Origin of the sequence: Paraliobacillus zengyii (assembly GCF_003268595.1) — a bacterium.
Taxonomy (GTDB): domain Bacteria; phylum Bacillota; class Bacilli; order Bacillales; family Amphibacillaceae; genus Paraliobacillus_A; species Paraliobacillus_A zengyii.
This window is the reverse complement of record NZ_CP029797.1, coordinates 3574741-3600274: the sequence shown is the minus strand read 5'-3', so window position 1 is coordinate 3600274 and position 25534 is coordinate 3574741. Positions and strand designations below refer to the sequence as shown.

The window sequence follows — 25534 nt, the reverse complement described above, 5'->3', positions numbered from 1 at the left end:
TGAGTTCCGTCGAATTAGCTTCTCGCTCCGCCGGATTAAAGGTGAGTTCCGTCGAATTAGCTTCTCGCTCCGCCGGATTAAAGGTGAGTTCCGCCGAATTAGCGCTCGCTCCGCCGGATTAAAGGCTAGTTCCGTCGAATTAGCTTCTCGCTTCGCCGGATTAAAGGTGAGTTCCGTCGAATTAGCTTCTCGCTCCGCCGGATTAAAGGTGAGTTCCGCCGAATTAGCGCTCGCTCCGCCGGATTAATAGCTAGTTCCGCTGAATTCTATCAAATCCCAATAGCAAAGTAATATTTTTTACAAAAAAAGTCTAAATAAAAGGATGTTTTTTATAAGAGAGGCTGACTTTAATAAGTCAGCCTCTCTTATTTAATAGTAGGTTAGAAATCTATATATGCGAGTAGGAGCTTTTGATTTCATTAATAATTGCTCCAATAGTTTGTCCTTTAAATGCACCATCAACCGGTTCGTTTGTAGGACTTAAGAAATAATAAGCATTGATATCTTCGTTGTAATGAAAGCCAATACCTTTTAATGCATGTTGTAATTTATCGGGGATTTGCTCTAAACCAGTTTTTTGCGTAAAGTATGCTGTTGGGTAAACCTTTACATCTACATCACCCGTTCCAGTATAAACAACAAATAAATCGTTCTCATTTTTAATAACCCACTGTCCTTTTGAGTATAAGGATAATCGAGCATCTTCTAATGCGTTTATCGCATTTAAGTTAACACCAAAGAAGTCATTTATGATTGTTCGAATTTCATCACCTGAAACATTGCTTCCGCAAGAATTTAGTTTAGAATCTATTAAATCTCTAGCAATAGTAATTTGCTCTTGCTTATCCTCGTGTAATGGAATTTTCTCTAAATCGAATCCAAAAACTTGTTTAACAATCCAACAAATCGCCGTGCTAGTAAGCTCAGGTCCCAGAGAAGCTAAATAATTATCCATTAACTCTATCTTTGTCATTTGTTCAATTTGTTGTACTACGTCAAGTTCAGAATACGAATACTTCTTACTATTAATCGTCTTTTTAACGCCTTCTATTAATTCTAAAGGGTATCTTGGTTCTACCATAAAAATTATCTCCTTTTCGTAGTGAGAATATAATCGAATTTATTGGATGGATATTTGGTAAGAATCATCTTTTTGATTGATTTTTTTCTTCCTTCCTAATAAGTCTATAATTGCTCTTCCGTCACTAAAAAAGCCATCTTTATAATACTGTGAGATAGCGGTATAGAAAGCTGTAATGTATGAGTAAAAAATAAATCCTCTAACCGGGAGATAATCAAAGTGTACAAAGTACCATTGAATAATTTAATGAATATCGCATGTCCAGTTTCATGTATTAAAATAACTAAAGGTATTGATAAGGTTAATTATAAAAATATACCTAGAACTTTATATACACCAACTTTATTTCATAGTGGTTATCCAATACCGAAATAAGAATATAATTTACTCAACTTTCTCACTTAAAAAATAAGTGCTAATTGTTTGCTTTTATGAGTTTGAAGTGTGTTTAATACTGAATAAACATAGACTCTGTCGTAACTGCCATGTTGATTTCCGCTTCAGGCAGTCGCTTTCCGCGGGCAAATGTTTTCGATGGGATGAGTAATCGCAATCCCACAAAAAGGGAGACCATTTGCTACCGTAGCGTATCTAAAGTTGTAAAATATTTACGACAGATTTTCTCTCAAGTGCGTCAGGTCAAACGGACTGATGATTACCAAAGAAGTGTGAAGTCAACTCCTATTTTAGATTGTGAGACTTTCTTGTTGTACCAAGACTTAAGTGCCTGTTTTACAGTGCGAAAGTTGAGTAATTTAGAACAGTTTAAAAGTTTTTGATTCCATTTCACCACTGTTATATTAGAGAACGTACTTTGAAGTATAATTTCTATAACTGACACATGGTAATGAGAATATTTAATCAAAAAGTAGAAACTATATTTATAGATCGCTTAGTTATATAGTATAGGAAACCAAGGATAAAAGGAAGTTAATGGATGTTTTTTTGATGTGAATTTTCCTTTTTTAGCTCTTTTCATAAATGGATATTAAATTAGCTATGGTATACACTAAAAGAAGTAAATTCAAATCCAGAAAAAGATATAAAAAGCGGCTTTGAAACAAACTTCCCACTTACTACGCCAATAAAATATCTAGCTGTTTGTAGTTATTTAACTTTAAGGGCTAATTACAACTAATAGGGCAGTTCAACTAACAATAAAGTTTACGAAAAGAGGGATATAATGACAAAAAGTGTAAAAGAAACTGGTTGGAATTTAGAAAACACATATGCTACGCTTCCTGATCTGTTTTTTTCAAAGATTACTCCAAACCCAGTTCGTGCACCTAAATTGGTTATTCTAAATGATTCATTAGCCGAATCTTTAGGTTTAAATAGTGAGGCATTAAAAGCTGAAGTTGGTGTGGAAGTGCTCGCAGGTAATCAGACTGTTGATGGAGGATTACCTCTTGCCCAAGCATATGCTGGACATCAATTTGGGAATTTCACAATGTTGGGTGATGGAAGAGCCATACTACATGGCGAGCAGATAACTCCTCAAGGAAAACGATTTGATATTCAATTAAAAGGCTCAGGTAGAACACCTTATTCACGAGGTGGTGATGGTAGAGCAACACTTGGTCCTATGTTACGAGAGTACATTATTAGTGAGGCTATGCATGCGTTAGGAATTCCTACTACCCGGAGTCTCGCTGTTGTGACAACAGGAGAGCAAGTTATTCGTGAAACGGATCTACCTGGTGCGATTATGACTCGTGTGGCTGCTAGTCATCTGCGAGTAGGAACGTTTGAATATGCGTTAAAATGGGGTGAAGATGACGATTTACAGGCATTAGCTGATTACACGCTAGAACGGCATTTTCCAGAGGTAGAAAGAAGTGAACATCGCTACCTATCTTTGCTAAAAGAAGTGATCAAGCGTCAGGCAGCACTAATTGCAAAATGGCAGCTAGTTGGCTTTATCCATGGTGTAATGAATACCGACAATATGGCTATTTGTGGGGAAACAATAGATTATGGTCCATGTGCATTTATGAATGTTTATAACCCGAAAACGGTATTTAGTTCTATCGATAGACAAGGTCGTTACGCCTATGGAAATCAACCACCTATTGGAGGCTGGAATCTTGCACGATTTGCAGAAACACTAGTACCTCTGTTGCATGAAAATCAAGAAGAAGCGGTGAAGATAGCACAAGATGAATTGTTAAAGTATGAGGAGCATTATCGTTCAAATTGGTTACAAGGAATGAGAGCGAAAATAGGGATAGTTAAAGAAGAGGATGAGGATGAAGCGCTTATTGTAGATCTCCTACGTATGATGGAGGAGCATGATGCTGATTATACCAATACTTTTCGTGCACTAACATTTGATAATTATGAAGATGAAGTCCTATTTGAAACCCCAGCGTTTGCGAAATGGAAAGAAAGATGGCACGCACGATTGGATATTCAACGAGAATCAAAAGATGTTATACACAATTTAATGAAAAAGAGTAATCCTGCAGTTATACCTCGAAATCATCGAGTGGAAGAGGCGCTAGAAGCTGCGGTGAAAAATAACGATTATAGTGTAATGGAGCAACTTCTTGCCGTTCTTAAAAAGCCATATGCACACACTACAGACCAGGAAGTATATGCTTTTGTACCAGCTAGAACAGATCGTTACTACCAGACTTTTTGTGGCACGTGATAGAGTGAAAATGGGGATGGGGTCGAGAAACTCTATGCCCCAATTTCACTGGTACATAGTTTAAATAATTTTTTTATCGTATACTATATAAATGATACTACTAGAGAATAGTAGTTTATGTTGGTAAAATTAATAATGATTGGAGAAATGATAGTATGGTAGAGTTACCAAATTGCCCCGAATGTAATTCAGAATATACATACGAAGATGGAAGTCTACTAGTATGTCCTGTATGTGCACATGAGTGGACTTTGGATTCTGAAAATGAAAACAGTGAAGATGAAAAAGTATACAGAGACTCGAATGGTCATGTGCTAAGCAATGGAGATTCTGTAACAGTAATTAAAGATCTTAAAGTAAAAGGAAGCTCAAATCCTTTAAAAATGGGAACAAAAATTAAAAACATTCGTTTAGTTGCTGATGGAGAAGATGGACATGATATTGATTGTAAAATTGATGGTTTTGGAGCAATGTTAGTAAAATCAAAATTTGTTAAAAAACTTTAAAACCTAAAAGGCTATGTAGTGTCAAAGAGTTGTTGACGCTACATAGCCTTTTCAATACGTTACGTTCAAATCAAAATAAATGTATAAAGAGCAATATTCTGTTAAAATAACCCATAGTAATGAATAAGGGAGACGTTTATATGATAAAAAATAAACAAATCGTTTTAGCAAAAAGACCTCAAGGAATGCCAGATAATGATACATTTAAATTTATTGAAACAGACCTGAAAGAACTAGAGGCTGAAGAAGTACTGGTCCGTACGATATATGTTTCCGTTGATCCATATATGAGAGGAAGAATGCAAGATGTAGCGTCTTATATTGAACCGTTTAAAGTTAATGGTGTAATAGAGGGAGGCTCAATTGGGGAAGTAGTGGAATCAAAGTCAGCTAACTTTAAGCAGGGAGATATTGTTATTGGATCATATGGCTGGCAAACGTCCTATATTGCAAATGAAAATGAAATAAGAAAAATTGACCCATCACTTGCTCCTATATCAACACACTTAGGTATATTAGGAATGACTGGTTTAACTGCTTATTTTGGTTTGCTTGATATAGGTGATCCAAAAGCAGGAGAGACAGTTGTTATTTCTGGAGCGGCAGGAGCAGTAGGATCAATAGTTGGCCAAATCGCAAAAATAAAAGGTGCACATGTAGTTGGTATAGCTGGTTCAGATAAGAAGACCAAACTATTAAAAGAAGAATTCAACTTTGATGCAACGATAAATTATCGAACAACAGCTAACATGGAAGAAGCATTAAAAGAAGCTTGTCCTAATGGTGTTGATGTTTACTTTGATAATGTAGGTGGGGAAATCTCTGACGCAGTTTTAACGCAAATAAATAAACATGCCCGTATCCCAATTTGTGGAGCAATCTCTTCTTATAATTTAGAAACATTAGACATCGGACCTCGTGTTCAAACAAAACTTGTTAAGAAAAGTGCGCTAATGAAAGGTTTTACCTTAGGTGACTACTCCAGTCGTTTTAATGAAGGAACGATGCAATTAGCCCAATGGTTTAAAGAAGGAAAGTTAACATACCGCGAAACAATTAAAGAGGGATTTGAGAATATTCCTGATGCTTTTCTTGATCTCTTTAAGGGAAATAATATTGGCAAGCAACTTGTGAAAGTGGCTGATCAACAGTATAATAAATAAGTAAATTACGGCAAATTTTAAAGGACTACACAGACGTCAAGAGATTTTGACATGTGTAGTCCTTTTATTTGTTCTTAAGCTCCGCTTTTTTCAAATTTGTCCCGATGCTCTTTACCCCATTCGGTCATAAAATATAGTGTTTCCTCAAGATCTCTTCCGTACTTAGTTAGTGTATATTCAACTTTTGGTGGAACTTCAGGGAAGATCTCGCGCTCAATGAGCTGTTCTTTTTCCAACTCGCGAAGCTGTTGTGCTAACATTTTCTTGCTTATTTTTGGAATCTTTTTTTGTAATTCTCCGAAGCGCATTGTTCTATCAAGTAAATGACAAAGAATTAGCGCTTTCCATTTTCCACAAACAACATTTAAGGTTACTTCAATTGGATGTTCATATGTTTTATCCATTTTTTCACACTCCATAGGTAACTATCTAGTAACTATTACACCAAAAAGTGCCTACTTGAATAATATCTTATTCTATTACTATCATAGGTGTATTAGTTAGATAGTAAATACCCGATTATGAGGTGATTGAAACCATGGGAATTCCAATTTTAGAAAAGGCGAAAAAGGAAATTAAGACCAATATCATTAAGAATAAAGCTAAATTGGCTGGGTTTCAGTATCATCTTTTGAATGATAGAGATAATACACATAAGAATTTAATTGATTTTAGGGAAACCCTACTTATCATATACGCCGATTCTGTGACGTCTAACACGAATGATTTGTTTGTGCGACTACAAAACTGGAGTTGTGCAATTTCTGGAGAGCTATTAGAGCAACAGCTATCAATAGAAGAGGTGATAGAAGAGGCATATTTTTCTAGAGAGGCAATTGACCTTCTAATTAAAGAAGAGGCAAATTATTATGAATTAACAATTGATGATTTTTATGCGATTATTTCGTCGTTTCATACTACAGTGGAGCAGGCTGGACAATTATTAGGTTTAGCATATAAAAAAGGGCACACGAAAAAAACGAAAGTATTTAATTCAAAAGTACGGGAATTGTCTACCCCGATGTTGAAGCTTACAGAAAGTATTGGTTTTTTTCCTTTGATTGGTGCTATTGACAATGATCGAGCAAAACAGTTAATGGAGACAGCGTTGACACAAGGAAGTGAATTAAAGGTTAAGTATATCATCTTTGACTTATCTGGTGTCCCTGCTATTGATGAATGGGTAGCTTCGCAAATAATCCGGTTTGTCACAGCACTTAGGTTAATTGGGATCGAGGCAGAATTAAGTGGGATTCGCCCTGAAATAGCACAAAAGCTTGTAGGGTTAGGAATAGAATTTAAAACTATTCAAACCTTCTCTAATCTTCAACAGGCAATAGATCATGTAAATCATTTGAAGACCGCCCAAAAATAGAGCATTCCCAAATTTGGGAATGCTCCTAATTACTTAAGGTTTACTGGTGCTCTTCTTCTTTCAGTTCTGTTACATCTACTTCAAACTCAGTCTCGGATTTTTTTGTATAATTAATGAGGGCCTTTTGTGACTCATCATCAACATCATGAATGTAGACATACTTCCCATTATAAACAACATCTTTCATAACAGGATTGTCTTTTATATCTTTTGCTCGCATAAGATTCACCTAAATCGCCTCCGATAATTTATTAACTTATACTTTATCATTAACCGTTATCGATTTAATTTAAACATTTGCTTGGTAGATATAGACTGTTATTTATTTGTGTTATGTTGTTTACTAGGTAATGTACGATCGGCGTGTGCCTTTCCTTGTCGCTTTTCAATTTGCTCCGCTTTGTGTTGTGTATCGTGCAATTTTTCAACAAATTCATGTGTATCATCCATAGTACGAATCCCTCCTTGTTTAAAATTTATTTATACGTTTTCTCTTGCAAGATGATTCATACATTTAAGATTAGCTTTTTATTTTAAAAAGCATCCTAAAAGTTTCGTTATTTAATTAGATTAAATGACTTTGCAACAGTGATAGCTTGGACTCTATTTTTCACTTGTAATTTCCCGAAAATATTAACAATATGATTTTTGACTGTACCTTCCGCCAACTTATATGTCAGAGCAATTTCTTTGTTTGTTAGTCCGTTACTCATAAGATTGATAATTTCCAATTCCCTTTTGGTTAACGACTCAATAAGCTTAGGTGTTAGCCCTTTTGTAACCAATTCTGTTACTTCGGTGGTATTTTCATCAGAGCGAAAGCGTTCAATTGTAGTGGTAAGTCTTTCTTGAGAAAGAGGTTTGACGATGTAATCATAGGCATGCACATCAAAAGCAGATAAGGCATATTCTTTGTGCGATGTCACAAAGACCAACCTCGTTCGCCAACCGCTCTCTCTTAAACGCTTGGCAAAATCAAGACCATTTTCTTTATGCATATTAATATCAATAAATACTAAGTCAACTTTACAGTTCTTTAGATAGGAAAAGGCTATTGTCGTGTCTTGAAAACTTCCAACGATTTCAACGTTATCAATCTTCGCAAGCATGCGTTTCATAATCAAGTGCATAGCAAATTCGTCGTCAATAATTACTACTTTCATCTTGTACTCATTCCCTCTTCTTGTTTTACAGCGTCTGGGCTCATTCCAATAGGAGTAGAGAAATAAAAAGTACTACCTTGATTAGGGACACTTTCAAACCACAGTTCCCCACCATTTATTTGAGCAAATTCTCTACATAAAGTAAGTCCAATACCAATACCTTTTTCTCCCGCGGTTCCGTTCAAAGATTCAAGATATCCTTCTTGATCTTGTAGTAATCTAAGCGCTTGATCTGGAGGTACCCCTTGACCACTGTCTTTTATAGATATTATTACTTTGTCTTTTACCTGATCTGCACGTAATAGGATAATCCCTTCAAATTCTGAGAATTTAATAGCATTCGAAAGAATATTTCTGATAAGTAGATCTAATATTTCTTTATCCGCATAAACAACCATATCATTAGCTATTTCTGAGATGACCGTAATTTGTTTTCTATCACTCTGAATGTGTAATAAATCTGTATTCTTCCGAATAATTTGCGATAAATTCCATGATACAGGATTAAATGACATGCCACCTTTTTGACTTCGGAACCAGTCAAGTAGGCTTTCTACCAGTGAAAAGGCATTTTGAATTTGTTGTTCCATTTCACGGGCAATTTCAGCGTGCTTGTCTTGATACTCTTGTAATTCATCTTTAAGGATCTCCATCAGATTCATCAGTAATGAAAGTGGATCACGAATGTCATGAGCAACAATTGTGAACATCTTATCCTTAAACGCATTCAGTTCTTCTAACTGTTTTGAACTAGCAAGTAGTTTTTCCTCATTAAGTACTAATGCTGTTATGTCATTTAACCAGAGTGTTTTCCCAACGATTTTCTGTCTCTTATTACGAACATGTGAAATGTAAACATGATAATAGTGAAAACCTGTTTCGTTCGCTAACTTTATTTTTCTTTGCAAGGAATCGCCAGCTGTAATAGTTTTAAGTAGTTCTGGATAGTAGGAGAGTATAGTAGTGGCAGATTGTCCAATTACTGTCTTGTCAAGCTCTTGAAAAACTTGGCTAGCGGAGAAGTTAAAGCTTGTGATGTTATTATCTAGGTCAAGTATTATTACTGCGTCCTTCATTGAATTAAAAACTTGATTTAATGCATGTGGCAACAATTTCATCATGTTTAAATGATAGATTCCCCATATAATAAGAATACCTGAAAAAAGAAGTCCAAATGGAGAAAGGTCGATAGGTGTTTCCATAAAACCGCTTAAATATATAATGGAAATAAGATAAGGTCCACAAGAGCCTATCATCATTACTAAAACTTGATTCTTCATATGGCTTGCAGCTTTTCGGTACATATGCAATAAAAATAACATTCCGACAATAAAAAGTACGAAAGAATATATGATGTGAAGCATATAAAATGGGCCGATTTTTATGGAAACTAGAGAAAAGCTATTCCACTCATAAAGCCAAGTATCTTTATAAAATAAATGATGCCACTCATTCGTATAATGACTTACAAATGTAAGAATAGGTATAATGGAGAGCTTTACTAGTATCCACTTTTGCAGAAGCATATGATGACTCGTAAATTGCAACACCATGATAAACCAAATAAGTGTTCCAAAAGAGATACCGATATATTCCACTTTAAGCCAAAAGTGTATTTGGTTTAAGTCTGAGCTAATTATTTCAAAAGCATAACCAAATGAATAACAAGCCCCTGAGCACATACCTAAAAATAAGCTGACAGCAACAGGTGATTCTCTTTTTCTCCATGCGAGATATGCAATATAAAGCAAACAACCAGTGATGGCCAACAATAGTAAAAACAACACTTGATTTAAGCTCATTTTCGAGGAAACCTCCTCTCATTATTTTTCATTATATACTTAATATACCATTAAATTAAGTAAGTTCACCTTTTTTTAAACTATTCAGGCTAATTACTGTATAACTGTATTATTAATTACTGAGAATAGCTATTATAATAACGGATTTCCGGAAATTTTTGTCTTTGCTATTTTTAACAGATAAGATTGTCCGACAAATTCATTTGTATAAGCCCATCTTTTTTCCTTATTGAAATTATTCATAGATAACTAATAAAGAAACGTACACACAAACTGGTATTAAGATAGAAATTTGAAACCTATACTCCTTTTATTTGTATTTATATAAGGTGAACAATATGATTTATTGACGTATTGACTTATATCTTATATGGAAAATATTTTATTTATGGCAGCTCTAATTTTAGAAATAATAGAAAAGTCCATTAACAAAAACAGAAAAATCCATTCATAGAAAGTATAGCCTCCTCTACAATAACAATGAGAATGATTATCATTATTAATTTGTGCATTAGTTGTTATTAGGAGGAAAAAGAGTTGTTATGACTACTTTAGTTAAACCTGTGAAAGAAAAGGTGAAGTCAGAAGAAGACATTGTAATAAAATCACGTCCTATATTTGCAATAAGTATTATTGCAGTAGGCATTATTCTTATTTTAATAGGAATGGTTACATCAATAAGTACTGGTGCTGCAGGGATCTCTTTTTCTGTTGTATTGGATGCAGTATTTCACTTTAATCCAAGCCTAGAACAACACCAAATAGTATACAATCTTCGTTTTCCTCGTGCTTTAACTGGAGCACTAATAGGGGCGGGTTTCGCAGTATCAGGTGCAATTATGCAGGGAATGACACGGAATCCTCTTGCAGATACAGGCTTACTAGGAATTAACGCAGGTGCAAGATTTGTTTTAGTAGTGGTATTTGCATTTTATCCTAATATGGAGTTTAAGTATTTAATCTTGTTCTCGTTTATTGGGGCAGGACTTGGAGTTGGTCTTATTTATGCAATTGCCTATTTTGCTAAGGGTGGACTAACACCACTACGATTAGTCTTAGCTGGAGCAATTATTGGTTCACTTGTAAAAGGAATCACACAAATTATTTCATTGGTTTCGGGTGTATCATATGAATTGGCTTTTTGGTCAGCGGGAGGGATTTCGGCTGTTGAATGGTTTCAAGTAAAGGTGATCATACCCTGGATTACCATTGGCTTACTTGGGGCTATTGCAATATCTCCTAAACTAACAATATTAAGTCTTGGTGAAGAAGTGGCAATTGGATTAGGACAAGGAACGAAAGTGATTAAGGCATTAGCGGCAGTTGTTGTACTCCTTCTTGTTGGTGCTTCTGTGTCAACTGTTGGTGGAGTGGGGTTTATTGGATTAATCGTTCCACATATTGTGCGTTTTTTAGTTGGTGTCGATTACCGATTAATTATACCTTGTTCAGCTGTTGTTGGTGCAGTAATCGTGGTTATTGCCGATATTGGTGCCAAGCTGATAAACATGCCTTATGAAACTCCATTAGGTTCAATTATGGCTGTGCTTGGTGTTCCATTTTTCTTATATCTAGCTAGAAAAGAAAAGAGAGAATTAATATGAAGCTAGTTACAATAACGGAAATTCAACATAAACGAATGGTTAAAAGTTTAAAGTTAATACTTATCTTTGCTATTCTTTTAGCGATCGTTTTTGTTATTAGTATGAATACTGGAACAGTCAGATTGTCACCGCAAGAAGTATTCGATACTCTATTAGGAAATTCATCAGATAAGCACCATATTATTCTATATCAACTTCGATTACCGAGAATGATAATTGCAATTATGGTTGGAGCGAGTCTTGCGATTTCGGGGGCTATTTTACAAGGGATATCAAGAAATGGTTTAGCAGACCCTGGAATTATAGGGATAAATTCGGGTGCGGGTTTAGTGGTATTGCTTATCGTTGTGATGAAACCAACTTCAACAGGAGTTAACCCCTATATTTTACCGTTATTTGCTTTAATAGGAGCTGCACTTACAGCATTGTTGATTTATTTACTCGCCTTTAAAAAAGGAGAAGGAATGACGCCGACTAGGCTACTTTTAGTTGGTATTGCAGTTAGTGCAGGACTATCAGCTGTCTCGATTATTTTAACTTTAAGACTTAATCCGAATGAATATGACTTTGTGCTTCAGTGGAATTTAGGAAATCTTTATGGTGGAAATTGGAGCTTTGTTTTAGCTTTACTTCCATGGACATTACTTTTATTACCGTATGTTTATTATAAATCACATGTTTTGAATTTATTAAATTTAAATGATGCCCTAGGTACGAGTCTTGGACTTTCATTAGAGAGAGAAAAGTTATATTTACTAGCTGTGGCTGTTGGTTTAGCAGCATCTGCTGTAGCTATTGGAGGCGGTATTGGTTTTATTGGATTAATGGGACCGCATATTGCGCGAAAATTAGTAGGACCTAAACATCAATTTATGCTTCCAGTAACAGCGTTAATCGGATCGCTTTTGGTATTAACAGGAGATACAATTGCCAGAAGTATTATGAAATATTCTGAACTACCTGCTGGCATCATCATTACTTTAATAGGAGCACCATATTTTTTATACTTATTAATTAAATCAAAATAAAGGGAGTAGGATCGATAAATGAAAAAAAATCTATTGTTTTCAATCGTTAGTTTAACGGCATTAATGTTTCTAATAGTGGGCTGCAACACGCAAACAGAAGAAGTAAGCTCAGAGGAAACATCGAATCAGGAATCAGAAGAGGCGGAGGAAGCTATTTATCCACGTACAGTAACACACACTAATGGAGAGATCACGCTTGAACAACAGCCTGAAAAAATAGTAGCTATTAACGAACATATTATAGATGTTTTAGTTATGTTAGGACATCCACCAATAGCCAGTGAAGCAATAGAGGAGGTCAGCAATTCAACTATTATGGATCCTTACTTAGAAGGTCAAGATATCATTGATTTAGGTAATAGATTAAATTTGGAAACACTTCTAGATATGGAATCAGATTTAGCTATTTTAACAACAGACAAAATAAATGAATTAGAACAAATTGAACCACTTGCACCAACTGCAGTTATAGAGTGGGGGACAGACTATCCTAGTAGTATTCGAAAAATTGCAGAGTTAATCGGTGAAGAAGCAAAGGCAGAAGAAATTATTACAGACTATGAAACGAAAGTGGCAGAAACTAAAAAGGTAATTGGTTCAGAATTCGATGAAACCGTTCTTGTACTTCGTGCAAACGGAAAAAACTTTACAGCTATTAGTACAGAAGATTTTAGTCTTTTGTATGAGGAACTAGGCTTTTCACCTGTTGCTGATATAGAGTATGGTGGAGAATTAACAATTGAAGGGGTAAGTGCAGCGAACGCTGATCATATTATTATCGCAGAATGGGCTCGGAATTCAGATCCAGAAAACCCAAATTCTTTAATTAATATGTGGCATGATAATTCCGTATGGCAAAGCTTAGAACCAGTGAAAAACGATAATGTTTATGTGATGGATAAATTGTTTATTGAGCCAGTATTTTCTTCCCAATTTGAAATACTAGAATTAGCTGAAGAGATTGCTACAAAGTAATATAGTTTGCTTATTGAACTCCCACTGTACTAGTGGGATATCATGCTTTTGATGGAGGAATTGTCAATGAAGGACATTATCGTCACCGAGAAGTTGAATATAGGCTATGAAGAAGCGATTATTGTAGAGGATTTGAATTTAAAGATTCCTAAACATCGTATTACTGCATTAGTTGGAGCAAATGGTTCGGGTAAATCAACAATTTTAAAAGCTATTTCTCGTATTTTAAATCCTGTTGGTGGCGCTGTTTATATAAATGGTAAAACCATTAAGGAGCAAAGATCAAAGGAAATAGCAAAACAGTTAGCTGTACTTCCACAAAATCCAGTTGCTCCTGATGGATTAACTGTTGCAGAATTAGTCAGCTATGGACGTTCACCTCATCAAGGAGGATTTGGTGTATTAAGTAAACATGACAAAAAAATGGTTCAATGGGCTATCGATGTGACTAATATGAGAGAGTTTGCAGACAGGTCCATAGATAGACTATCAGGCGGACAACGACAAAGGGTCTGGATAGCTATGGCCCTAGCTCAAGATACAGAAGTTTTATTGCTTGATGAGCCAACAACTTACCTTGATATTGCTCATCAATATGAGGTGCTTTATCTATTAAAACATTTAAACGAGAGAGAAGGACGAACTATTGTAATGGTAGTTCATGATTTAAATCATGCCAGTCGTTTTGCTGATCATATGGTTGCTATCAAAGAAGGTAAGGTGATGCGTAGCGGAACCCCTCAAGAAGTTATGGAACCCGAGTTGCTTTTTGATGTCTTTGGCATTTATTCGGATATTATAACTCATCCAAGGAGCGGACTTCCAATATGTTTACCGTATGTCAAGGAAGAAAAGGGAAACACATCCGAATCAAATTCACTAGATAGAAAAGCTGCGTATCATCTATCTTATGAGGGAATATATTGAAAATTACTAACCGCGTATTAACTAAACTATAAGTTTATATTACTTAGGGAGGATTTAGATATGATAAATAAAGAAACTTATCCAATTGCTCAACTAATCCGTGATCGAAGAACAATAAAGAAGTTTAAGGATAAAAAAACACCGGTAGAATTGATAACGGAAATTCTTGATACAGCAGTTTGGGCTCCAACTCATAGATTAAGAGAACCGTGGCGTTTTATAGCATTCATTGGAGATGGACGAAAAAAAGTAGTTCAGTTGATTAAGTCAGAAAGTGAAAAAGGAAAAATGGGAAGGCCACTCAAACGAGCTAAATTGGAATATCTTTTATCTATTCCTTGTCATATCGTTATAGTTATGAATGAAGATCCTCGTACGAAGGTTTGGGAAGAAGATTATGCTGCTGTGTGTGCATTAATTCAAAACTTCCAGCTTACAGCATGGGAGCGTGGTCTTGGTGTTGTTTGGAAAACGGATGAATATATTTCTTCGCCTAAATTTAGAGAGGGGATAGATGTAGTACCAGGTGAAAAAATTGTTGGACTTTTGCAAGTAGGATATCCAGATGCAATCCCAAGATATTCTAAAAGAATACCTGCAACTAAAAAGCTAACAGTAATTGATAGGTTTATGGATAAAGATAAAAAAGATAAATTTAAGTTAGACATCAATCAAAGTAATGTTTTTTTTGACCTTCCTGATATGTCTAAAACAGCTGCGATACAATTTGCTGGAGAGAAATTAGTAGAGCTAGGGTATGTTGGGGAAGCGTATGTTGACAGTATGCATGAAAAAGAGAGCATGAAGTCTACATATCTTGGCAACGGAATTGCGACACCTCACGGGTCAAAGTCAGCCAAAGAAGCTGTTGTAAAATCCGGAATTATTATCATGCATTTCAGAGATGGTATTGATTATGAAGGTGAGAAGGTTCATTTAATGGTTGGTATTGCAGCCGAAAGACAATACCATTTAGACGTTTTATTAAAAGTCTCAACGATGTTTGAAGATATCAAGAATTCAGAAAAAGTTTTTGCGGCGTCTTCTTTAAAAGAATTTATTAATCTTTTTGAAAAGGTCGATGAAGAGAGTGATCTTTTTTAATTATAGATTTAAGTAGGAGTAGTTAATTACTATGAAAAAACAATCTTACATTCTAGTAAATCCTCTGGGTTTACACTTCAGACCAGCTAGTTTAATTATTGAAAAAGCATTATTATACACCTGTCAGATTACACTTTGCAGGGATACTGAGGTTGCTCATACAAACAGTATAATGAGTCTCTTAAAGCTTGGAGCTAAAGGAGGAGAGGAGATTATTGTAATAGCTAATGGTATTGATGAAAATGAGGCAGTTAAAGCTATTGGGGAAATTATTGAGTCGAATAAAGACTAAGAAATAGCTATTAATAAAAAGTCTTTTTAGATAACATGATAATACAGGTAAGACATTTTAGAATAGTGGTGCGGGATTATAACCTGCACCACTATTTGGCATTCTAATTGACAGAATTTTAAGTTTTGTATAAAATGATAATGATAATCATTATCATTTATTCGTTTGTTATTATGTGAATTTATTCTATCATCTTAGTTAAGAAGACCTCTACATTAAAAATTAGTTGGAAATTAGCAAGAGATTAATTGGTTTTTACCATGATTTCACTTCAACAGAAAAGCAACTGAGAAAGGATAGATATCATGGACAATTTTAAGAATGAGATAAAGCATCTTTGGTTTACTATTGAAGGTCATTATACGTTGAAATTAAACACAAGACAGATTCATGAATTAATGACAAATACTAATACGCTCATATATGTCCAAACAGGAGAAGCAGAGGTTTATGATGATCTTAAGTCTAAGATGGTTTTAAATGGTGATTTACTTTATTGTAATCCCGCAAAAACTACACGCATTGTAAATATTGGTGATAGTCCGTTGAAAGTAAAGGTGTTTACATTTACTTGTAGTAAAATTAGTCGAGTTAAAGGTGATTGGCAGGCGGTAGCTTATATCATTCCATTCAATAGTTTTCTTACTCACAAGTCTGCAACAAATGCTAGGTCTGTCATGGAAAGTCTTTGGGAAATAGTGGATGATACTAGAAATAATCAACAAATTGAAATACAAGTTTTAATTAGAAACTTATTAGAAAACTTAATAGAAGCTGATGGAATAAATGATAAAAGCGTGTTTGATGAAGATGCAGGCATCTTGCAAATAGCAAAATTAATGAAGGCAAACACACAAGAAGAGTTTATGATAGAGGAACTAGCTGAAAAGTCAGGGTCAAGTGTTTCTGTGTTTTATCAACGTTTTAAAAAAAGAATGGGATTGAGTCCTGGTCAGTATATAATTGAACATCGTATTCGCAAATCAAGAGAGCTCCTATCTGGTTCATCGTTCAAAGTATCAGAAGTAGCTCATTCCGTAGGTTATAGTGACGAATATTATTTTAGTAGAATTTTCAAGAAAAAAGTTGGTCTCTCACCTATCCAATTTATGCATTGTTCACGAAAGAAGATTGCGGCATTATCTTGGGAGATTGAAGAAACGCTACTTGCATTGGGGATCAAACCATGCGTTGCTATAATGAATACACCACGGCCATGGCGTTGGGAGAAAGTGATTGATAGCTTAGCAGACCAACTTAGGGAAGCGAAACCTGATTTAATAATTGCACCTTCTGGAGAAGAAGCCTGTATGGAAATTTTATCTGAAATTGCTCCAGTTTATTTCATTGACTGGAGAGGGGAAAACTGGGATTCAAATTTAATAAAAACAGCTGAAATACTTGGAATGAAGGAAGCCGCTTTTGCTTGGCTTAGTAATTATTATACAAGAGAAGAGCAAGTTCGAAAACACCTCTATCAAGAGACAAAAGGGGAATCATTCCTATTAGTAAAGGATAATCAGAATTCTTTAGGTATTTACGGTTCAAAAAAGGGAAGAAGAATTGGAGAATTTGTTTACCAGAGTCTCGGCTTAAAGCAGCCAGAATCATTAAAAGGAATCTCTTATCTTGAAGTGAAGCGTTGGAGCGACCTTGAGGATTTTGATGCGGATCGGATTATTTACTTAATTGATGAGTTTTCTGAACAATATCGGCATAAATTAATGGCAACAAAAAGCGATAATGTATATATATCAAATTCTTATCCGTGGACGCATAATTCAGCGCTAGGACATGAGCTAATGCTTGATAAAGCACTGTCTCTATTTTCATAAAAGGTTCGATCTAATAAAGTAAGTTCACTTTACTTTTTAACTATTTGGAAATTTTATTATATAAGCATTCTGTTATCTACTAAAAATAGCTAGGATAGCAATACATGACAATTTGTGATAGCATTTAGATTAATACAGAAAGAGGAAGTGAGCATACGTGATAGAAATAACAATTCCGACACCGGATATTACAATTAAAAAGAAAGACCATCCAGAGTTAAGTAACATCTATGGTTTTACGGACTTTCACCTTATACCTAGAGATAAGGGTGGTATTTTTTTGTTTTACAATGACGATAATGAACTGTTATTCGTCGGGAAGGCAAGAAAGCTAAGACCTAGAGTTAAGAAACATTTTGAGGACTCTGTATCTGTAATAAAAGAACACAGACATGAAGTTACCAAGATTGAAGTGTGTAAAATTGAAGAACCTGTCGACAGAGAAATTTATGAAACGTACATTGTTAATAAACTTAAAGCTAAATATAATGTAGAGAAAGCGTTTTTTAAATAAAATCGATAAACGAAAAGCAATACGTACAGTCAAATGTAGACTATGCCTATTGCTTTTGTTATGTTATAAAGAACATTTACTTGTTGAACATGAAATTGATAACTTAAAGGATGACTAATAAATTGCATACGAATAACCTACAAACTTCGAATAATTATATATATAGTTGCTCATTTCCCGAAGATGAGAGATCATTATTTGCTTTGGAAATGCGCACTTTCTTTGGGAAGGAAGCAACGTCTAACGTTTTGGAAAGTACGGTGGAAGTTGATCCTACACGAAGTCCATTTCTAAAGGAAAGAATTCGTGTAATTTATGAAGGCGAAACGTTAGAAGATCTAATCAATCAAGTGAAAGACTTAGACTTGGCTGAGGAAACGTTTAAAATAATCTATGTCAAAAACCTTGGCTTAACCAAGAAAGAAAAAGAGGGTTTTGAGCTACGACGTACAATAGAGAAAGATATTGGACTACATGTTACAAGTGAAGCTGACTTTCATAATCCAGATCGATTACTTGGGGTTATGTTTGTGAATGGTCGTTGGGTATTTGGTGACTATGTTAAAAATGAACCAGTGTGGTTACATCATCAAAAGAAGCCACATAGTTATTCGACAGCGCTTAACACACGTGTTGCAAGATCAGTTGTAAATATTGCTATTCCAAAAACAGAGGGTATCAAAGCGATTGATCCTTGCTGCGGAATCGGAACTGTATTAGTTGAGGCTCGATCAATGGGTATTGATATTGTAGGTAGCGATAGAAATTATCTCATTCTAGATGGGGCGCGAGAAAATATTGCACACTTTGGTCTTACGGGAGAAGTGAATCTAGCAGATATCCGAGATATCACAATGAATTATGATGTAGCTATCATTGATTTGCCTTATAACTTGTGTTCTGTCATAACGCATGAGGAACAAATTGAGATGCTTGCAAGTGCGCGTAGATTTGCAAAGAAAGTAGTAGTGATAACCGTTGAACCAATTGACGAAATTTTACTAACAGTTGGTTTTACAATAGTTGATAGGGCTGTCGCTAAAAAAAGATTATTCACCCGCGAAGTTATTGTTTGTAACTAACTGGGCTTTAACAGTAGGGAATAGCTATCCCCTACTGTTTCTTTTAATTATTTTCTATTATATGTAAAGTAAACCGTACAACTTTCTAATAATTCTTATTAACTTGAGTGTTTGTAAAAAACAAGAGAAAAATCCGGTTGACAATTACTGTCAGGTGTATTACATTAAGTAATGTTCAAAGCTTTTAACTTATTGACAAGTTTGATGTAAGCGTTTTAAAAATTATGGGTACATCTACTTATTGGAGGTTTTATATGACGGAAATTTAATACAACCATCTACAATTGCTGTTTAGTAAAGCTCACTCAACGACTCGTATTTCTATTGCACATCTAAGAGCCCTCTTCCCTGCTCTATTTTACATACTCAGAAAAAAGGAACAGAATCTAACGTTCTTAACAACAAGAAAGTCTTTATTGAAGTTAGTGTCTAACTACTCAATATAGATTTATGGAGCAATATGGTTACGCTTTCAAAAATTGTGTTAAGAGAGGAGAAAGAAGTAATGCGACATTTTTTTAAATTATTTATATCTGTTTTTTTATTGCTTGTTTTATTTATGCCATCCACTGTTTTAGGTGTTGAAGAAGGGGATGAACTTGAAGTGCCTGAATTGAGAAATGCCTCCGTACATGATCCATCAATAATTAAGGCTGAGGACAGTGAGACTTACTATGTGTTTGGTTCACATATCGCGTCAGCTAAATCGACCGACTTAATTAATTGGGATACATTCACTACTGAGTATAGTACGCCAGAGGATAATCAACTTTATGGTGATTTATCCGAAAACTTAGCGGAATCATTTGCTTGGGCAGGGGAAGATGACGCGGATAGTAGTGGCGGATTTGCTGTATGGGCGCCCGATATTTTTTGGAATGAAGATTATGTAAATCTAGATGGGACAACTGGAGCTTATATGATGTACTATAGTGTTTCTTCTACGTATATTCGATCTGCAATTGGGATCGCGGTTTCAAAGGATATTGAAGGACCGTATCAATACGTTGATACAATTATGTACTCTGGTTTCACGAACTATGAAACATATGATAATAGTAGTGATGTAAATAAACACTATGAAAATACAAATCTTCCAGAATTAATAGAGGATGGTGTTATTGAAGATGTAAATCCAGATTGGTTTACTAGTGAAGAAAATGGTAATTACAATAATGCACTTTATACAAATGCCATTGATGCGAATATTCTCTATGATGAGAATGGAACGTTATGGATGACTTATGGTTCCTGGTCTGGCGGAACTTTCATTTTAGAACTAGATAAAGAAACGGGTCAACCACTTTATCCTGGAGAAGATGGGCAAACAGAAGATGGAAGAATGATTGATAGATATTTCGGTACTAAGATTGCTGGTGGATATGGAAGATCTGGCGAGGGAACTTATGCAGTATATGATGAGGAGACTGGCTATTACTATCTTTATATCACATATGGCGGCTTAGCTTCTGATGGTGGCTATCAAATGCGCCAGTTTAGATCAGAAAATATCGAAGGTCCGTATGTAGATGCTGCAGGAAACGAAGCCGTTTTCCCAGAGTCATTTGACGAAGGTGTTGGGAATTTCCCTGCAATGGATGACCATAAAGAAATAGGAAATAAAATGATGGGTAACTTCTTGTTTAAACGGGATCTTGGAGAAGCAGGCACTGGAATTGGAACAGGCTATGCCGCACCAGGACATAACTCTTACTATACCGATTCCGATACAGGAAAAGAATTTTTGGTTACGCATACACGTTTCCCAGAACAAGGGGAGACACATGAGGTTCGTGTACATCAAACATTTAAGAACACGGATCAATGGCCGGTACCAACACCATATCGCTATGCAGGTGAAACAATCGAAACGGTTTCGACTGAGGCTATTGTTGGCGACTATAAGTACATTAACCATGGAAAAGAAATTACTGGAGATGTAACCGAATCATCATGGATAAAATTAAATGCCGATTATACAATCTCTGGAGCTGTAACAGGTACATGGGAATTGTATGACGATTATCGAGTGGAATTATCGATTGATAATAACACCTATGATGGCGTATTTATTCGGCAGTGGGATCCTACTTCCGAGAGTTGGGTTATGACGTTTAGTGCGATGTCAGGTGAAGGAGTCGTTATTTGGGGAAGTCACGTGGAAAGTTCATCGGATGCCGAGTTGGTAGCAGCGATAAAAGATGAATTAAGTAACGCGATTCCAACTACTGTCATTAGTGACGTATCACTTCAAACTGTAGCAACAAGAGGAACACAAATTTCATGGGAGTCTTCAGCACCTGACGTACTAGCGAATGATGGGACTGTTGTGCGACCAAGATTTGGTATGGAAGACGCGCCTGTGGAGCTTAAGGCGACGATTACATTAGGAGATGTTACTGAAACATTGTCGATTACTACTACTGTTTTAGCTGAGGCTGAAGGTGGCTTATCTGCTTATTACAACTTTAGTGATAATTTGAAAGATCAATCTGGCAAACAAGAAGATGCCACAGTAACGGGTAACAGAATTAATAATGATGGTGGATCGATTACATTTGAAGATGGTGTGGTTGGTCAGGCAGCAAAGTTTGATGGTGAATCGGGCTTACGCTTAGCGGATGGTTTAGTTTCGAGTGATACGTATACTGTATCATTATGGATGAAACCAGAAGAAATTACACAGTATACAACTACATTTTTTGGTGCGAGGACAGAGAACAACTGGATTAGTCTTGTGCCAAGTGGGCCATCTGATGGAAATACGGAGTTATGGGCGCATAATGGAGCTGATTGGTATGATGCAGTACCGAGCACAAATATTCCTGCTAACGAGTGGACACATGTAGCTTTGACGGTTGAAGCAGGAAATATTGTATTTTATATTAATGGTGAACCACAATTCACGGGTGATGAATTCCCAGATATATTTACATCGATAGATGCAGTCTTTGGTCTTGGTGTTAACTACTGGGATACACCATTTAAAGGTTTAATGGATGAGGTTCGTATTTATGACGGAGTGGCTCTTTTAGAAACTGATGTAAACGAACTTTATCAAAATCCAAATGGGTTAACAGCTAACTATAAGTTTGATGATAATTTAGAAGAAGAAACAGGGAATTTAGAAGCAGGAACTATTACAGGTGATCTTATTGATAATACGGGTGGGAGCATTTCCTTTGATAGTGGTATAAATGGTCAAGCTGCATTATTCAATGGCGAATCTGGTATAAGGTTACCAAATGGTTTAATTGATACGGATACGTATTCTGTATCCATGTGGTTAAATCCAGATGAAATAAATGACTATACCACAACATTCTTTGGCACAAAAACAAACAGTGAATGGGTTAGTTTTGTTCCGATTAGCCCAATTGATGGTGAGGAAAAAAACACCAATCTAATGGCTGATAGTAGTGGTGGACGTTATAATGCATCAATCGGTGAAACGATCCCAACTAACGCATGGACACATGTAGCTTTTACTGTTGATAATGGAGAGATTGTTGTATATATCAATGGTGAGGAAGCATTTGCTGGTACGGACTTCCCTGATGTGTTTAGCGCCTCAGATGCAAGCTTTGGCTTAGGTGTTAACTATTGGGATGCACCATACAAAGGTTTAATGGATGATCTGCGTATATACGGCGAAACAGCTATATCTAAAAATGAGATTAAAGCTTATTATGATCTTGTTATAGGGGAATATGAAGAACCTGGACAAGAGCCAGAACCAGAAATTGATACAATCGAATTAGAAACATTAATTGAAACAGCAAAAGAGTTATCTGAGGAAGACTATACAGAAGCGTCATTTGCTGATTTACAAGTAGCAATAACAGGAGCGGAAGAGGCACTTGGATCGATTGATTCACAGGAGTCTTTAGTTGCAGCAATAAATGCCTTGCAAGGGGCAATTGATGTACTGGTAGAACAGGTGGAAGAAGAGCCAGAACCTGAAATTGATGTAACTGAGTTAGAAGTATTAATTGAAAAGGCAAAAGAAATACAGGCTGATGGTTATACGGAAGATACGTTTTCAGCATTACAAGAAGCAATTAAACAAGCGAAAGAAACGCTTGAATCGATTGATTCAGAAGATACCGTTGCTACAGCTATAACAGCATTACAAACAGCAGTTGAGGGTCTTACACCTGCAGAAATAGAACCAGTAACAATAAGTGATATTGGGGATTTAGAATTTACCGATAATGTTTATAAAACGAATTTAAATGAAAAAGTTACAGTTTTGACAAAAGAAGTTCTTGAAAATTTAGAAGAAGGAACTTCAATTGAAATGGTCTATAATAATGTCAAAGCATCATTCCCGATCGAGCTTTTAAAAACGGGTGAAGATGTTACATTTAGTTTTGGTACGATATCAGGTATGACAAACGTTACGCATGCGGACGCTTTAAGTACCTTGTATGACTTTACATTAACTTCAGGTGATGAGGATATTAGTTTGGAGACGCCAGTATCATTAACCTTTACTGTTGATCCAACGAAAGTAACCGATTGGGAAAATGTAAAAGTTGTCTATATAAACGAAGATGATGTGAAAGAAGAAGAGATCACGCCAATCTCCTATGATTCAGAAACAGGTGAGGTAGTTGCAGAAGTAACACACTTTAGTATTTATGGTGTCTTTGAAATAACACCTGCTTCAGAAGTAGATGTAACAGAATTGGAAACATTAATTGAGACAGCAAAAGAATATGCTAGTGTAGATTATACGGAAACATCATTTGATAATTTGCAATTAGCAATCACAGAAGCGGAACAAGCACTTGAAACCATTGATTCAGAGGAAACATTAACTGCAGCTATAACAGCATTACAAGCTGCCATTGATGGACTGGAAGTGGTAGAGCCAGAACCAGAACCAGAAATCGATACAACGGAGCTAGAAGCATTAATCGATACTGCAAAAGAAATAAATGCGGACGGTTATACGGAAGCCTCTTTTGCATCGTTACAAGCAGCGATTACAGAAGCGGAACAAGCGCTTGAATCGATTGATTCAGAGGAAACATTGACTGAAGCATTAACGGCATTACAGGCTGGAATTGATGGGTTGGAGGAACTACAGGTAGAAGAGACAGAGCAGCCAGAGCAACCAAAAGAACCAGTTGAGCCAACAACTCCAGTAACAGAGGAGACTGAAGGTGACGATAGCGAAGAAAATAATACAGTAGAAGAAACAGACCCAGTGACAAGCGAAGAGTCTGACGAAGCTGAAGTTAATGGTGAGAAGTTACCAGAAACTGCAACAAATCAGTACAATTGGTTAGTGTTAGGTGGAGCATTATTAATCATTGGTTTTGGTAGTCTTCTTGTACTACGAAGAAGAAAGAATCAAGCGAATTAATACTAGTAAAGTAAAAGAACCCTTTAGTTACAATATGTAGCTAAAGGGTTCTTTTATTGGTTTGATTATATCAGTGTACTTTAATTATTATGAACTTAAGTAGTTCGCAAAAACAACCTAAAATAAATGGATAGGATTAAAATCTAGTAATCTAGACTTTAATCCTATCCGTTTTTTATAAATCAGATGCGTATTTATTAAGCTTTTTACTCATTGCTTCAATTTCATCAATGAAAGCAGAAATTTCTGTCGTTGAGTTAGCTTGATTTTTCCCGAATGCTACCATTTTATCAATAGAAACGGTAATTTCATCTACTGATTTTTGCGTATTTTCTAGAACATTTTTAATCTTTTCTGTCGAAGTGATCGTTTCTTCTGATAACTTGCGAATTTCTTTCGCGATAATTCCAAAACCATTCCCCTTGTCACCTGCATGTGCTGCTTCAATTGCTGCATTTACACCTAGTAGATTGGTTTGAGAAGCAATTTTATTAATAAAATTTATTACTTCTCCTGTTTTCTTCATTTCTTCGTTTGTATGATTAGACTGATTGAGCAGCGTATTACTTAGCTCAGACAGTCCATTAGCGCTTTGCGATATAGTTGTTACACGATCATTTGCCTGCGTTAATGATGTGACGATTTGCTCTGATATTTTTCGTAACTCTCTTTCGTTTTGCTCTTGTACTTGAATTGCAATGGCCCCTATTACTTTCCCATTTTCTAATATTGGATTCGCCATTCCCGTGAAATGAAAGCCATAAAAGTCTTCAGGGATAACATCTTTAATTACTTTATTATTTTTCAAGCAATCTGCTAAAGGTTCATTTGGATCAATCTTTTGTCCTTTTTTAACACCTAAATCGACTTTTTCGCCTGGATAATAAGCAAGCCATTCTTCTAGGTTTGTTACACCGATTGCCATTTTTGGGAACATAGTATGAAACATAGGAATTACATCTAAATATTTATCTAAGATAGTTATGTCTTCGTGCTTAAAATGTGTCGATTCTGTATGAGTCAATTTTAAAATATCATCCTTTTCTGTGCATGCCT

The 25534-nt window shown here is 35.6% G+C and carries 21 protein-coding genes; 14 read left to right on the top strand and 7 right to left on the bottom strand.

Annotated features, from left to right (window positions below; all coding sequences use genetic code 11):
• Positions 1-388: 388 nt before the first annotated feature.
• Positions 389-1081 carry a hypothetical protein gene (locus DM447_RS17590; protein WP_112182479.1) on the bottom strand — a complete coding sequence of 231 codons (693 nt, stop codon included), beginning with the start codon at positions 1079-1081 and terminating at the stop codon, positions 389-391.
• Between the two features lie 1183 nt (positions 1082-2264).
• On the opposite strand from DM447_RS17590, the gene DM447_RS17585 reads away from it, so the two are divergent.
• From DM447_RS17585 to DM447_RS17575, 3 genes are all read left to right on the top strand, one after another.
• The gene (locus DM447_RS17585) at positions 2265-3734 is read left to right on the top strand and encodes a protein adenylyltransferase SelO (RefSeq protein WP_112182478.1); all 1470 of its coding nucleotides are present in this window, start codon (positions 2265-2267) and stop codon (positions 3732-3734) included.
• 155 nt (positions 3735-3889) lie between these two features.
• Positions 3890-4240 (top strand): zinc ribbon domain-containing protein YjdM, encoded by a 351-nt coding sequence (locus tag DM447_RS17580; RefSeq protein WP_112182477.1) that lies wholly within the window; start codon positions 3890-3892, stop codon positions 4238-4240.
• Between the two features lie 140 nt (positions 4241-4380).
• Entirely contained in the window at positions 4381-5403 is a 1023-nt protein-coding gene (locus tag DM447_RS17575; RefSeq protein ID WP_112182476.1) for an NADP-dependent oxidoreductase, read from the top strand.
• A gap of 74 nt (positions 5404-5477) precedes the next feature.
• Here DM447_RS17575 and DM447_RS17570 read toward each other — a convergent pair whose 3' ends face one another.
• Positions 5478-5807, bottom strand: coding sequence for a winged helix-turn-helix transcriptional regulator (locus DM447_RS17570; RefSeq protein ID WP_112182475.1), 330 nt, complete (start codon positions 5805-5807; stop codon positions 5478-5480).
• A gap of 134 nt (positions 5808-5941) precedes the next feature.
• On the opposite strand from DM447_RS17570, the gene DM447_RS17565 reads away from it, so the two are divergent.
• Positions 5942-6778 (top strand): STAS domain-containing protein, encoded by an 837-nt coding sequence (locus DM447_RS17565; protein WP_112182474.1) that lies wholly within the window; start codon positions 5942-5944, stop codon positions 6776-6778.
• Positions 6779-6818: 40 nt separating this feature from the next.
• Here DM447_RS17565 and DM447_RS17560 read toward each other — a convergent pair whose 3' ends face one another.
• From DM447_RS17560 to DM447_RS17545, 4 genes are all read right to left on the bottom strand, one after another.
• On the bottom strand, positions 6819-6998 hold the full coding sequence (locus DM447_RS17560) for an H-type small acid-soluble spore protein (protein WP_232824087.1): 180 nt from the start codon (positions 6996-6998) through the stop codon (positions 6819-6821).
• Positions 6999-7096: 98 nt separating this feature from the next.
• Complete coding sequence (locus DM447_RS17555) at positions 7097-7228, bottom strand: DUF4023 family protein (RefSeq protein WP_112182472.1); 132 nt, start codon at positions 7226-7228, stop codon at positions 7097-7099.
• Between the two features lie 107 nt (positions 7229-7335).
• The gene (locus DM447_RS17550) at positions 7336-7941 is read right to left on the bottom strand and encodes a response regulator transcription factor (protein ID WP_112182471.1); all 606 of its coding nucleotides are present in this window, start codon (positions 7939-7941) and stop codon (positions 7336-7338) included.
• A complete protein-coding gene (locus DM447_RS17545) occupies positions 7938-9743 on the bottom strand; it encodes a sensor histidine kinase (protein ID WP_112182470.1) in 1806 nt (601 codons plus the stop codon). The genes DM447_RS17550 and DM447_RS17545 overlap by 4 nt, the downstream gene beginning before the upstream one ends.
• A gap of 542 nt (positions 9744-10285) precedes the next feature.
• Between DM447_RS17545 and DM447_RS17540 the strand changes: the two genes are divergently transcribed.
• The 10 genes from DM447_RS17540 (at position 10286) to DM447_RS17495 (ending at position 24478) form a co-directional block, all read left to right on the top strand.
• A complete protein-coding gene (locus tag DM447_RS17540; RefSeq protein ID WP_112182469.1) occupies positions 10286-11347 on the top strand; it encodes a FecCD family ABC transporter permease in 1062 nt (353 codons plus the stop codon).
• A complete protein-coding gene (locus tag DM447_RS17535; RefSeq protein ID WP_112182468.1) occupies positions 11344-12375 on the top strand; it encodes a FecCD family ABC transporter permease in 1032 nt (343 codons plus the stop codon). The genes DM447_RS17540 and DM447_RS17535 overlap by 4 nt, the downstream gene beginning before the upstream one ends.
• A gap of 18 nt (positions 12376-12393) precedes the next feature.
• Positions 12394-13350, top strand: coding sequence for an ABC transporter substrate-binding protein (locus DM447_RS17530; protein WP_112182467.1), 957 nt, complete (start codon positions 12394-12396; stop codon positions 13348-13350).
• 66 nt (positions 13351-13416) lie between these two features.
• A complete protein-coding gene (locus tag DM447_RS17525) occupies positions 13417-14277 on the top strand; it encodes an ABC transporter ATP-binding protein (protein ID WP_112182466.1) in 861 nt (286 codons plus the stop codon).
• A gap of 60 nt (positions 14278-14337) precedes the next feature.
• Positions 14338-15381, top strand: coding sequence for a PTS sugar transporter subunit IIA (locus DM447_RS17520; protein WP_112182465.1), 1044 nt, complete (start codon positions 14338-14340; stop codon positions 15379-15381).
• 31 nt (positions 15382-15412) lie between these two features.
• Positions 15413-15673, top strand: coding sequence for an HPr family phosphocarrier protein (locus DM447_RS17515; RefSeq protein WP_112182464.1), 261 nt, complete (start codon positions 15413-15415; stop codon positions 15671-15673).
• A gap of 305 nt (positions 15674-15978) precedes the next feature.
• On the top strand, positions 15979-17508 hold the full coding sequence (locus tag DM447_RS17510) for an AraC family transcriptional regulator (RefSeq protein ID WP_112182463.1): 1530 nt from the start codon (positions 15979-15981) through the stop codon (positions 17506-17508).
• A gap of 157 nt (positions 17509-17665) precedes the next feature.
• Positions 17666-18022: a nucleotide excision repair endonuclease gene (locus DM447_RS17505; protein ID WP_112182462.1), complete on the top strand. Its 357-nt coding sequence runs from the start codon at positions 17666-17668 to the stop codon at positions 18020-18022.
• Positions 18023-18132: 110 nt separating this feature from the next.
• Complete coding sequence (locus DM447_RS17500) at positions 18133-19104, top strand: TRM11 family SAM-dependent methyltransferase (protein ID WP_112182461.1); 972 nt, start codon at positions 18133-18135, stop codon at positions 19102-19104.
• Positions 19105-19609: 505 nt separating this feature from the next.
• The gene (locus DM447_RS17495) at positions 19610-24478 is read left to right on the top strand and encodes a LamG-like jellyroll fold domain-containing protein (RefSeq protein ID WP_112182460.1); all 4869 of its coding nucleotides are present in this window, start codon (positions 19610-19612) and stop codon (positions 24476-24478) included.
• A gap of 175 nt (positions 24479-24653) precedes the next feature.
• On the opposite strand, the gene DM447_RS17490 is transcribed toward DM447_RS17495, so the two are convergent.
• On the bottom strand, positions 24654-25502 hold the full coding sequence (locus tag DM447_RS17490; RefSeq protein WP_232824079.1) for a methyl-accepting chemotaxis protein: 849 nt from the start codon (positions 25500-25502) through the stop codon (positions 24654-24656).
• Positions 25503-25534 lie beyond the last annotated feature (32 nt).

Excerpts from the sequence above, each read along its gene's own strand:
- DM447_RS17560 (WP_232824087.1), bottom strand. The coding sequence starts at position 6,998 with ATGCGAGCAAAAGATATAAAAGACAATCCTGTTATGAAAGATGTTGTT.
- DM447_RS17590 (WP_112182479.1), bottom strand. The coding sequence starts at position 1,081 with ATGGTAGAACCAAGATACCCTTTAGAATTAATAGAAGGCGTTAAAAAG.
- DM447_RS17565 (WP_112182474.1), top strand. The coding sequence starts at position 5,942 with ATGGGAATTCCAATTTTAGAAAAGGCGAAAAAGGAAATTAAGACCAAT.
- DM447_RS17545 (WP_112182470.1), bottom strand. The coding sequence starts at position 9,743 with ATGAGCTTAAATCAAGTGTTGTTTTTACTATTGTTGGCCATCACTGGT.
- DM447_RS17510 (WP_112182463.1), top strand. The coding sequence starts at position 15,979 with ATGGACAATTTTAAGAATGAGATAAAGCATCTTTGGTTTACTATTGAA.
- DM447_RS17585 (WP_112182478.1), top strand. The coding sequence starts at position 2,265 with ATGACAAAAAGTGTAAAAGAAACTGGTTGGAATTTAGAAAACACATAT.
- DM447_RS17495 (WP_112182460.1), top strand. The coding sequence starts at position 19,610 with ATGCGACATTTTTTTAAATTATTTATATCTGTTTTTTTATTGCTTGTT.
- DM447_RS17550 (WP_112182471.1), bottom strand. The coding sequence starts at position 7,941 with ATGAAAGTAGTAATTATTGACGACGAATTTGCTATGCACTTGATTATG.
- DM447_RS17535 (WP_112182468.1), top strand. The coding sequence starts at position 11,344 with ATGAAGCTAGTTACAATAACGGAAATTCAACATAAACGAATGGTTAAA.
- DM447_RS17540 (WP_112182469.1), top strand. The coding sequence starts at position 10,286 with ATGACTACTTTAGTTAAACCTGTGAAAGAAAAGGTGAAGTCAGAAGAA.
- DM447_RS17575 (WP_112182476.1), top strand. The coding sequence starts at position 4,381 with ATGATAAAAAATAAACAAATCGTTTTAGCAAAAAGACCTCAAGGAATG.
- DM447_RS17555 (WP_112182472.1), bottom strand. The coding sequence starts at position 7,228 with ATGGATGATACACATGAATTTGTTGAAAAATTGCACGATACACAACAC.
- DM447_RS17520 (WP_112182465.1), top strand. The coding sequence starts at position 14,338 with ATGATAAATAAAGAAACTTATCCAATTGCTCAACTAATCCGTGATCGA.
- DM447_RS17515 (WP_112182464.1), top strand. The coding sequence starts at position 15,413 with ATGAAAAAACAATCTTACATTCTAGTAAATCCTCTGGGTTTACACTTC.
- DM447_RS17580 (WP_112182477.1), top strand. The coding sequence starts at position 3,890 with ATGGTAGAGTTACCAAATTGCCCCGAATGTAATTCAGAATATACATAC.
- DM447_RS17500 (WP_112182461.1), top strand. The coding sequence starts at position 18,133 with ATGACTAATAAATTGCATACGAATAACCTACAAACTTCGAATAATTAT.
- DM447_RS17570 (WP_112182475.1), bottom strand. The coding sequence starts at position 5,807 with ATGGATAAAACATATGAACATCCAATTGAAGTAACCTTAAATGTTGTT.
- DM447_RS17525 (WP_112182466.1), top strand. The coding sequence starts at position 13,417 with ATGAAGGACATTATCGTCACCGAGAAGTTGAATATAGGCTATGAAGAA.
- DM447_RS17530 (WP_112182467.1), top strand. The coding sequence starts at position 12,394 with ATGAAAAAAAATCTATTGTTTTCAATCGTTAGTTTAACGGCATTAATG.